The sequence below is a fragment of the Mesorhizobium sp. WSM4810 genome (assembly GCF_055811235.1).
This window is the reverse complement of sequence record NZ_JBVVQV010000049.1, coordinates 18,566-28,701: the sequence shown is the minus strand read 5'-3', so window position 1 is coordinate 28,701 and position 10,136 is coordinate 18,566. Positions and strand designations below refer to the sequence as shown.

Below are 10,136 nucleotides of genomic sequence, written 5' to 3'. Positions count from 1 at the left end.
ACTTCTTCGTCGCCAGCGGCGCGCCGCCCTCGTTGGTGAGGCGTATATAGTCGGCGCCCATCCAAAGTGTCAACAACCATTTCGGTCTTTTTTGAATTTTTTGCGACGAAAGATTGCGGCGCCGATTTTCGGTAGCCGACTTCCGCGGCGGCATGGGAATAACAAAGCCGAACACCGCCACGGAGCCCTATTGCCGCCGCATTGCGGTTTGACACCGACGTCAACGAAGCTGGCGCAGCACCACTGGCGCGGCGCCTTACAAGAGACTGTAAGAGAGCCACTAAGAGAGCCACTAAGAGAGCCACTAAGAGAGCCACTAAGAGAGCCACTAAGAGAGAAGTATGACTGGGGATCTCGGCCGAAGCCAGCCGCTTCGTTGACTTCGCCCGCCGTGACAGGCAAATGTCATGGCCACAACAAAAGCGACAAGCCGTCCCGCCCGGGGAAGAAGCAGCCTTTCTGGATGCCAGATACGGAAAATGTCATAGCCGAACTCGGCAACGAGCCGCCGCTGATTGCGGACGGTCGCAGTGGCCCGCCCGACCGGCGCGAGGTTTCGGCGCGCTGGCTGTCGGGCACTTTTCTTACCGGCGTGACGTCGAGCGTGCTGATGGGTGTGGCGCTGTTCGCAGCCCTCGACGGCCGTCAGCAATTGGCGACGCCGCCCGAAATCGCCGAACTGATCAGCCTTGCGAGAGGCGACGATTCAGGCGAGATCGCCAAGACCACCAGGCTGGTGGCGCCGCGCCAGATCGCCAAGGCCAAGGACCGCCGGCGCATGGAAGTGCCGATGGTGACCAAGGTCGGCGACCGCGATGTCATCCACACCATGCCTTTCGTGCAGATCAAGATGGCGCTTGCCGCCGGGCACACGACCAGCCGCGCCTATCCGCCTTTCAATCCGATGCAGGTGTTTGGCGACGACCGCGACGGCAATGCCGGTCAGCCGGCGACCGCCGCCGCAGGCCAGATCTATGGCGCCAAGGTCGAAAGCGAGTTGAGCCTGAAAACGGTCGATTTCCCAATCGAGACGGCAGCGTTCGACGAAAAGAGTGACTTGTCCGCCGACGAGGTGGAAAAGGTGGTGCGCGAGGCCGGCACGGGTCTGAGCGACGGCGCCGTGCAGGTCGCCTCGCTGCATTATGTCGACCCGCAGCGATTCGGCGATGCATTCGCCGAGAGCATGGCCGGCTCCTACGACGTCAGGATCGTTCCGGAAAACGTCTCGGTGTCGCCGCGTGCTGCCCCCGACGATCAGGCGCCGGCCTTCGCCGAGGAGATCATCCCCTTCACCAGGGACCGCAACATCGTCGAGGCTTTCGCCGATTCGGGCTATACCGGCGAGGACGCCACCGGTATGGCCGAGGCGATCGCCAAATTGCTGAATGCGACAGCGCTCAAGGCGGGAACCGTGCTGCGGGTCGGCCTCGAGATCCATGGCGACGCCGCCAAGGTCGTTCGCACCGGCATCTACGACAGGGCCCAGCATATCGTCACCATCGCGCTCGATGATCACGGCCAATATGTGCCGGCGCAGGAGCCGGAGCCCAATCCCGAATTGCTGACCGCGTTCGATGATTCGCCGCCGGTGGTGGTGCGCGGCAATCTGCCGAACGTCTATGACGGCATCTACCGCGCCGCCTACTCCTACGGCATGTCCAAGGCGATGACCAAGCGGCTGATCAAGCTCCTGGCGTCCGGCGTCGATTTCCAGTCGCGGCTCAATCCGTCGGACCGCATCGAGGTGCTGTTCTCGCAGCCGGATGGCGACGACCGGGCATCCGACGAATCCGAGCTGCTCTATGTCTCGGCGAGCTTCGGCGGCACGACGCGTAATTTCTACCGGTTCCAGATGCAGGACGGCAGCACCGACTATTTCGACGAGGACGGCCGCAGCGCCCAGCAATTCCTGCTGCGCAATCCCCTGCCCGCAGGAAAATTCCGCTCCGGCTTCGGTGCCCGCAGGCATCCGATCCTCGGCTATGTGCGCTTGCATACCGGCGTCGATTGGTCAGCCGCCATCGGCACGCCGATCATCGCCGCCGGCAACGGTGTCGTCGAGAAGGCCGGCTGGGCCGGCGGCTATGGCAAACAGATCATCCTCCGTCACGCGAATGGCTACGAGACCTCCTACAATCACCAGAGCGCATTTGCCAAAGGCATCGCGCCGGGCGTGCGCGTCCGCCAAGGCCAGACCATCGGCTTTCTCGGCCAGACCGGCCTCGCCACCGGTCCGCATCTCCACTACGAGCTGATCGTCAACGGCACCAAGGTCGACCCGATGCGCGTTCGCCTGCCGGTCGGCAAGGTGCTGAAGGGCGACGACCTCGTTGCCTTCAAGCGCGAGCGCGGGCGCATCGATGATCTGCTCAAGCAGGAAGACAATGATTCGCTGAAGGTCGCGAGCGCCAAGATCGAAGGCTGAGCCGAGTTGGGCCTGGCTGCTCAGCGCTGCGGAGCCTCGGATCCACGCGGCCATGGCAGTCGCTCGCCGGAAACAGTTGTCCACGCCACGATCGCCGAGAGCAGGCAAAGCAGCGCGGTCACCAAGGCGACTGCTGCGAACGCTGCGTCGCTGGCGGCAAGCCTTGCTGCATCGACATCCGGCGCCGGTTCGCCGAAACCCGGAATGCCGGATGCGGCACCGCTGTTCAGCACGGCTGCATAGACCCAGGCCGCCAGTGACCCCATCGCCGCCACTGCGATCAGGCCGCCAATGCGCGAGACGGCATTGTTGATTCCCGAGGCAGCACCGGTATCCTTGTCCTCGACCGCCGTCATCACCGCCGTCGACAGCGGCGACACCACCAGCGCCATGCCGAGCCCCATCAGCGCCATCAGCGGAAACACGCCCCACCAAAAACTGTGGATGCCGGCATAGGCCAGCAAGGCAAGCCCGGCAAAGGCGACAGCGACGACGAGACTGCCGCTGGCGATCGGAAAACGCGGACCGATCCGGTCGGACCACTGGCCGACCGGCCCCGACAACAGCGCGATCAAGACCGACAGCGGCAGGAAGATGAAGCCGACCTCGGCGGCGCTCACCCCCCATCCGGCGATGAGCAGCATCGGCAGATAGAACAGGTTGGCCGACAGTGCGAAATAGAGGAAGAAGGTCGCCACATTGGCGCCGGCGAAGGCGCCGACCCGAAACAGCGAGAGATCGATCATCGGTTCGCGCTGGCGGCGCTCGAAGACAATGAACACGATGAGCAGCACCGCGCCGGCGGCAATGCTCGGGCCGGACATTTGCCCCTCGCCCTCTGCGCTCATCGAAGTCAAGCCGTAGGCAAGCGCTCCGAACGCCAAGGTGGCGAGTGCAGCCCCGCCGAGATCGAGGCTGCGCTTTTCGGTCGGTGCGTCGGCCGGGACCTTGGCGAGCAGAAGATAGATCGAGACAAGACCAAGCGGCAGATTGACCGCGAAGATCACCCGCCAGATGCCGTCGCCGAAGGCCGACAAGACAACGCCGCCCAGCACCGGGCCAAGCGCCGTCGTCAGCGCTGAGGCTGCCGCCCAGATGCCGATCGCCCTGCCGCGCTCCTTCTTCGGATAGGCCTTGGCGATAATGGCGAGGCTGCCTGGCACCATGATGGCAGCACCGATGCCCTGAATGGCGCGAAACGCAATGAGCATTGGTGGATTCGGCGCCACCGCGCAGGCAAGCGAGGCGGCAATGAACAGCGCGATGCCTGCCACGAAAGCATGCCGCAGGCCAAAACGGTCGCCGGCGGCGCCGCCAACAAGGATGAGTGCCGAAAGCGTCAGCGCATAGGCGTTTGAAATCCACTGTGCCTCGGCGAAACTGGCGCCAAGATCGACGCGGATCGCCGGCGTGGCGATGGCCAGGATCGAGCCGTCGATGAAGCCGAGCGCGGAAGCCAGGATCGCCGCGATCAGCACGAACCTGCGGCGCGATTGCGGGCAGAACGTATCGGCCGGCAGCGGCCTGACCAGGGGGACGGCTTCGGCGCCCACTTCGCTTGGAGAACGCATGAAGCCTGCTTAGACCTCCTATCCGCCGGCAACAACCGGCCAGAGGGTTGCTGTCGTTGAAACCAGAACAGGATCACGTCGCCCAAAGAGCCTGCTCCCGGGTTGACCCAGGACTGCGCGATGATTTGGGATAGGGCTCAGTCGATGAATTCCACCGTGACGCCCGGCGACACGATTTTTGCCAGTTCGCGCGCGTCCCAATTGGTCAGCCGCACGCAGCCATGACTTTCGGTCTTGCCGATCTTGGAGGGGTCGGGTGTGCCGTGAATGCCGTAGGTCGGCTTGTCCAGCGCAATCCAGACCGAGCCGACGGGGCCGTTCGGGCCCGGCGGGATGGTCAGGATCTTGTTGTTTTCGCCCTGCTTGAAATTGATGTTCGGATTGTAGGTGTAGTTCGGGTCGAGAGCGACCCGCGACACCGCATGCGTACCGGTGGGTGAAGGCGTGTCAGCCGAGCCGATGGTGGCTGGATAGGCCGCGATCAGCTTGCCCGACGCGTCATAGGCGCGGGCCTGCTTTTTGCCCTTGTCGGCGATGATGCGTGCCACCGGCGTGGCCACCAGCCTGCCGAAATTGGCGACCTTGATGATCGTGCCGGGACGGTTGAAATTGGCTTCCGGATTGAGCGCCTTCAGATAGTTCTCGTCCATGTGGAACCGCTCGGCCAGCGCTTCGGTGACTGAGGTATAGCTCAGCCGTTCGAGTTGCGCCTTCTGGCCGTAGTCTTCCGGCACCGAGGCGACATAGGGGCCGGCCGCATCCTCGGGCGTGATGCTGTAGGAGGCGAAGGCATCGCCGCCGGATTGCTCAAGCGCCGCCTGGATGCCGACCACATCGGTCGACCGCAGATTGCTGCCGGTGATCTCGTTGTAGGCGGCGAGCGCCTTGTCGACATTCGAGCCGAAGCGTCCGTCGACGACGCCGGGCGAAGCGCCGGCGCGGTCGAGCAGCACTTGCAGCGCCGCGACCTCCTGGCGTGCACCGAGTGAAAGCGACGGATCGACGACAATCTTCCCGTCGATCTTTGGCGGCAGTGCCGCCTGGTCCCCCGGCGCCGTCGGTTCGACCGGTTCGATCGCAGCCTCGTTGAGCGGCTGGCGCTTGACGGTGCGCGGCCTTACCGGCTGCGGCGCTTCCGGATAATTGTTGCCATAGTTGCCGCCATCCAGCGGTGCTTCGGGAAAAGCGTCTACCGGATCGCCGTAGGGATCATATTCCTCGACCGGCGGTACGACGATCAGGCCCTCCTCTTCCAATTGCCTGCGGCGCAAGCGCGCCGTGTCCTCCGGATCGTCGAGATAATAGCGGTCGTCCTCGACCGGTCCGAGATTGCGCAAGCCCTCGCGGCGGAGTGCGCGGCGATCGAACCTGGTCTGCGGCGGCTGGATGGCGAGCACCTTGCCGGTTTCCGTATCGACGATGACGCGGTTTCCTCTGGCGTCGTAGTAGACGTCGAAATCGCCGTTCTGGGCGACCAGCACAGCATGGCTATCCGCGGCTCGGGCATCCGCGGCGCGGGCAGATCGCGGCGCGATGTCCTGCGTCGGCGCGGCCATTACACTCGAAGAAAGCAGCCCGGCGGCGAACGCCGAAAGGGTGAAGATCGTGCGGAACATGCTGGCCAAATTCTCCGGTCCGTAATTGCCGCCGCCCGGCGTTGTCTCTTTAGAGCGCCGCGCGTCCCTTCGGACGCGCAGGGACGCTCTAACACTTAAAAAACTCCGCATCATGCTTTCCGAAATCCAATTCGATTTTCGGGCCTTTGCGGCAGGCGAACCCTTCGCCAGCAAATCAGTTGCCAACCATAAGGTTCCAACATGAACCGGGCATGAAGATGGCGGATTTCTGGCGGCCTGGAGCAAGAACACTAGCTGGCGGCGAATCCCAATTCCTTGCGCGCCTGCTTCGTCAGCTTGAGCACGACAAGGCGGTGGCTTTCGCGCAGATAGTCTTTTAGCGCGTCATCGTCCATGCTTTGGCTTGTCTGGCGCTGGATCCATTTCATGCCGCGTGAGGCAAGATAGGGCGCGGGCCGAAGGCCCGGCTGTTCCTTCAAGATGTCATAAGCGATGTCGGAGCATTTGAAGGTGACGAACGGCTCCTTGCCATCGCTCCAACCGCCGATCGCAAAGACCTTGGCTCCGACTTTCCAGACATGAGCACCGCCCCACTGGACGACATGGGTCGCCGACGGCAGCGAGGCGCAGAAGCTGTTGTAGTCGTCCAACGTCATCTGCGCCCCCGTTTAATTTTTTGATTATGCGGCGGCCTCGAAAATCAGGCCGCCGCCTCGGTCGCTACGATCGTCGGCTTCGACCGGAAGTTCAACCGGTCGGAACCAGCGGTGACCTTGACGGTCGAACTGTCGAGGATGTCGCCGAGCAGGATCTTCTCCGCCAGCGGATCCTGCAGTTCCTTCTGCATCACCCGCTTCAACGGTCGCGCGCCATAGGCCGGATCGTAGCCCTTGGCGGCCAGCCAGTCGATCGCCTCCTGATCCAGCGAAAGCGTGATCTTGCGATCGACGAGCAGACTTTCCAGCCGCTTGAGCTGGATCTCGACGATGCGGCCCATATCCTGGCGGCGCAGCCGGTGGAACAGGATCACCTCGTCGACGCGGTTGAGGAACTCCGGCCGGAACGACGCCCTGACGACTCCCATCACCTCGTCGCGGACGACATCGACGTCCTGGTTCTCGCCGAGACTGACCAGATATTCGGCGCCGAGGTTCGACGTCATGATGATCAGCGTGTTGCGGAAATCGACCGTGCGGCCCTGACCGTCGGTCAGGCGGCCGTCATCGAGCACCTGCAGCAGCACGTTGAACACGTCCGGATGCGCTTTCTCGATCTCGTCGAACAGCACGACCTGGTAGGGGCGGCGCCGCACCGCTTCAGTCAGCGCGCCGCCCTCCTCATAGCCGACATAGCCGGGAGGCGCGCCGATCAGCCGGGCGACCGAGTGCTTCTCCATGAACTCCGACATGTCGATGCGCACCATGGCGCTCTCGTCGTCGAACAGGAAGCTGGCAAGCGCCTTGGTCAGTTCGGTCTTGCCGACGCCCGTCGGTCCGAGGAACATGAACGAACCGATCGGCCGGTTCGGATCCTGCAGGCCGGCGCGGGCACGGCGAACGGCTTTCGACACAGCCTGCACCGCCTCGCCCTGGCCGACGACACGCTTGCCGATTTCGTCTTCCATGCGCAGCAGCTTGTCACGCTCGCCTTGCAGCATCTTGTCGACCGGAATGCCGGTCCAGCGCGACACGATGTGGGCGACGTGATCGGGGGTGACCACCTCTTCGACCATGCCGACCTTGCCGTCTTGCGCCTCGGCCTGTGTCAGCTTCTTTTCGAGCTCCGGAATCTTGCCATAGGCAAGCTCGCCGGCGCGCTGGAATTCACCTTTGCGCTGGGCGATGGCGAGCTCGTTGCGCGCCTCGTCGAGCTGTTTCTTCAGGTCGGCTGCGAGCCCGAGCTTCTGCTTCTCGGCCTGCCACTTCGAGGTCAGTTCGGTCGATTCCTCTTCCAGGGCGGAAAGATCCTTTTCGAGCCGGGCGAGCCGGTCCTTCGACGCGTCGTCCTTCTCGACCTTCAGCGCCTCACGCTCGATCTTGAGCTGCATGATGCGGCGGTCGATCTCGTCCAGCGCTTCGGGCTTCGAATCGACCTGCATCCGCAGCCGCGACGCGGCCTCGTCGACAAGGTCGATCGCCTTGTCCGGAAGGAAGCGGTCGGCGATGTAGCGGTTGGACAGCGACGCTGCCGCGACCAGCGCCGAATCCGAAATGCGCACCTTGTGGTGCTGCTCGTATTTCTCCTTCAGGCCGCGCAGGATGGAGACCGTGTCTTCCACCGTCGGCTCATTGACGAACACCGGCTGGAAGCGGCGGGCAAGGGCGGCATCCTTCTCGACATGCTTGCGGTATTCGTCGAGCGTCGTGGCCCCGACGCAGTGGAGTTCGCCGCGTGCCAACGCCGGTTTCAACAGGTTCGACGCATCCATGGCGCCATCCGCCTTGCCGGCGCCGACCAGCGTGTGCATCTCATCGATGAACAGGATGATGCCGCCGGCCGCAGCGGTGACTTCCGAAAGAACCGCCTTCAGCCGCTCCTCGAATTCGCCGCGATATTTGGCGCCGGCGATCAGCGATCCCATATCGAGCGCCATCAACTGCTTGTCCTTGAGCGATTCCGGCACGTCGCCATTGACGATCCGCAACGCCAGCCCTTCGGCGATCGCCGTCTTGCCGACGCCGGGTTCACCGATCAGCACCGGATTGTTCTTGGTGCGGCGCGACAGCACCTGGATGGTGCGGCGGATCTCGTCGTCGCGGCCGATGACCGGGTCGAGCTTGCCGGCGCGACCGTCGGCGGTGAGATCGCGCGCGTACTTCTTAAGCGCATCATAGCCCTGCTCGGCGCTCGCCGAATCGGCCGTGCGACCCTTGCGGACGTCGTTGATCACCTGGTTCAGCGCCTGTGGCGTCACGCCGGCCTTCGTCAGGATGTCGGCGGTCTTGGCGGATTTCTCGACCGCCAGCGCCGTCAGCAGCCGCTCGACCGTCACGAAGCTGTCGCCGGCCTTCTTTGCCAGTTCCTCGGCGGTCGAGAACACCTTGGCCAGCGGTTGCGCCAGATAGAGCTGGCCGTTGCCGCCTTCCACCTTGGGCATCGCCTCAAGTGCCGTCTCGACGCCCAGCTTGACGTCGCGGACGCTGCCGCCGGCGCGCTCGATCAACGACGCTGCCAGGCCCTCGTCGTCGTCGACGAGCACTTTCAATATATGTTCGGGGGTGAATTGCTGGTGGTTGCGCGAGAGCGCCAGGGTCTGCGCCGACTGGATGAAGCCGCGCACGCGCTCGGAATACTTTTCAAGGTTCATATCTGTCTCCTTCCGTCACCGGCCCGCTTTGCGGCACCGGATCAGATTGCGGTGACGGACCCGCCCGTTCGAGCCGGGTCCTGTTCACGCGAGATATGGGGCGCAATCCACGGACCCTCAAGACGTCCCGATAACGGCGGCCTCATAATATTTCCCGGGGCGCGCACATACAAAAACGGCGGAGATTCCTCTCCGCCGTCCAGGAATGCCTGGGCCTTGCTCGATCAGTTGTTGACGTCGACGATGGTGGGCTCGCCACCGGCGTCTTCCGCCGGAGCAGCATTCACGTTATCGCCGCCAGCATTGTCGTTACCGCCATCCACCTGATCAGCCACCTGATCAGCATTGACGCGCGGACGGCGCGGACGCCTGGGGCGGCGGGCAGCGCCGCTTTCGGCGGCGGCTTCGTTCATCTCGGCCTGGGCAGCCAGAGCCGCAGGCGAAAAGCTTTCGAACTGCGGCGCGGGTTCGGCCACAGAAACAGGCTCGTTCGGAGACACAGCTTCCGCCTGCACGGGGGTTTCGTTCTGAACCGGTCTCTCGTTGCGCCGGTTCTGATCGCCACGCTGTCCGCCCTGCTCGCCGCGCGCACCAAATTCGCCGCGCTGGCCGTTCTGGCCGTAGCCGCCATTGGGGCGACGGTCGCGATGGCGGTTGTCACGCCCGCCGGCATCGCGCCCACTGGCATCACGCCCACTGGCATCACGCCCACTGGCATCACGCCCACTGGCATCACGATTGTCGCGGCCGTTTTCCTGGTTGAACGTCAATTCGGCCGGCGTGCCGTCGATGACCGGCTGCGGGCCTGCACCGTGGTTGACCACCGGAGCCGCAGTCTCGCCGACATTGCTGTTGCCGGCATTGTCGAACTCGTCGCGATCTTCGTCGCCGTCATCGTCGAAATCGTCGCGGTTCTGCTGAGCGCTCTGGATCGGCAGCTGCGCCTGCGCGGCAGCGATGATGCGATTGTAGTGCTCGGCGTGCTGGAGATAGTTTTCCGCCATCACCCGGTCGCCGGAGCTTTGCGCGTCACGGGCAAGGGTTGCGTATTTTTCGGCAATCTGCTGAGCCGATCCGCGGATCTTCACGTCCGGACCGTTGCTCTCGTAATTGCGCGTCAGGGGATTTGGACCCTTGCGGTTGTTGTTATTGTTGTTGCCGCCGCCATTGTTGTTGCGACCGCGCATGCGCCTGTTCTGCTGTTGTGGCCTCATTCGACTCTCTTCATTTTGAAATTTTCGAAAACTTTTTCACGA

6 protein-coding genes and 1 pseudogene are annotated in these 10,136 nt (G+C 63.7%); 1 reads left to right on the top strand and 6 read right to left on the bottom strand.

Features of this window, described 5'->3' with window-relative positions:
• A pseudogene (locus tag AC0L3O_RS34220) lies at positions 1 to 181 on the bottom strand (hypothetical protein); the annotation flags it as partial.
• Between the two features lie 282 nt (positions 182 to 463).
• Here AC0L3O_RS34220 and AC0L3O_RS34215 point away from each other — a divergent pair.
• Positions 464 to 2,425, top strand: coding sequence for a M23 family metallopeptidase (locus AC0L3O_RS34215; protein WP_023797309.1), 1,962 nt, complete (start codon positions 464 to 466; stop codon positions 2,423 to 2,425).
• 20 nt (positions 2,426 to 2,445) lie between these two features.
• Here the strand turns inward: AC0L3O_RS34215 and AC0L3O_RS34210 are convergent, their stop codons facing one another.
• From AC0L3O_RS34210 to AC0L3O_RS34190, 5 genes are all read right to left on the bottom strand, one after another.
• The gene (locus tag AC0L3O_RS34210; protein WP_473617979.1) at positions 2,446 to 3,996 is read right to left on the bottom strand and encodes an MFS transporter; all 1,551 of its coding nucleotides are present in this window, start codon (positions 3,994 to 3,996) and stop codon (positions 2,446 to 2,448) included.
• A 137-nt stretch (positions 3,997 to 4,133) separates the two neighbouring features.
• Positions 4,134 to 5,612, bottom strand: coding sequence for a L,D-transpeptidase family protein (locus AC0L3O_RS34205; RefSeq protein ID WP_128169832.1), 1,479 nt, complete (start codon positions 5,610 to 5,612; stop codon positions 4,134 to 4,136).
• Between the two features lie 251 nt (positions 5,613 to 5,863).
• A complete protein-coding gene (locus tag AC0L3O_RS34200) occupies positions 5,864 to 6,229 on the bottom strand; it encodes an MmcQ/YjbR family DNA-binding protein (protein WP_027153335.1) in 366 nt (121 codons plus the stop codon).
• A 44-nt stretch (positions 6,230 to 6,273) separates the two neighbouring features.
• Positions 6,274 to 8,880 carry an ATP-dependent chaperone ClpB gene (gene clpB / locus AC0L3O_RS34195; protein WP_128177596.1) on the bottom strand — a complete coding sequence of 869 codons (2,607 nt, stop codon included), beginning with the start codon at positions 8,878 to 8,880 and terminating at the stop codon, positions 6,274 to 6,276.
• 224 nt (positions 8,881 to 9,104) lie between these two features.
• On the bottom strand, positions 9,105 to 10,094 hold the full coding sequence (locus tag AC0L3O_RS34190; protein ID WP_473537055.1) for a DUF4167 domain-containing protein: 990 nt from the start codon (positions 10,092 to 10,094) through the stop codon (positions 9,105 to 9,107).
• Positions 10,095 to 10,136: the final 42 nt, after the last annotated feature.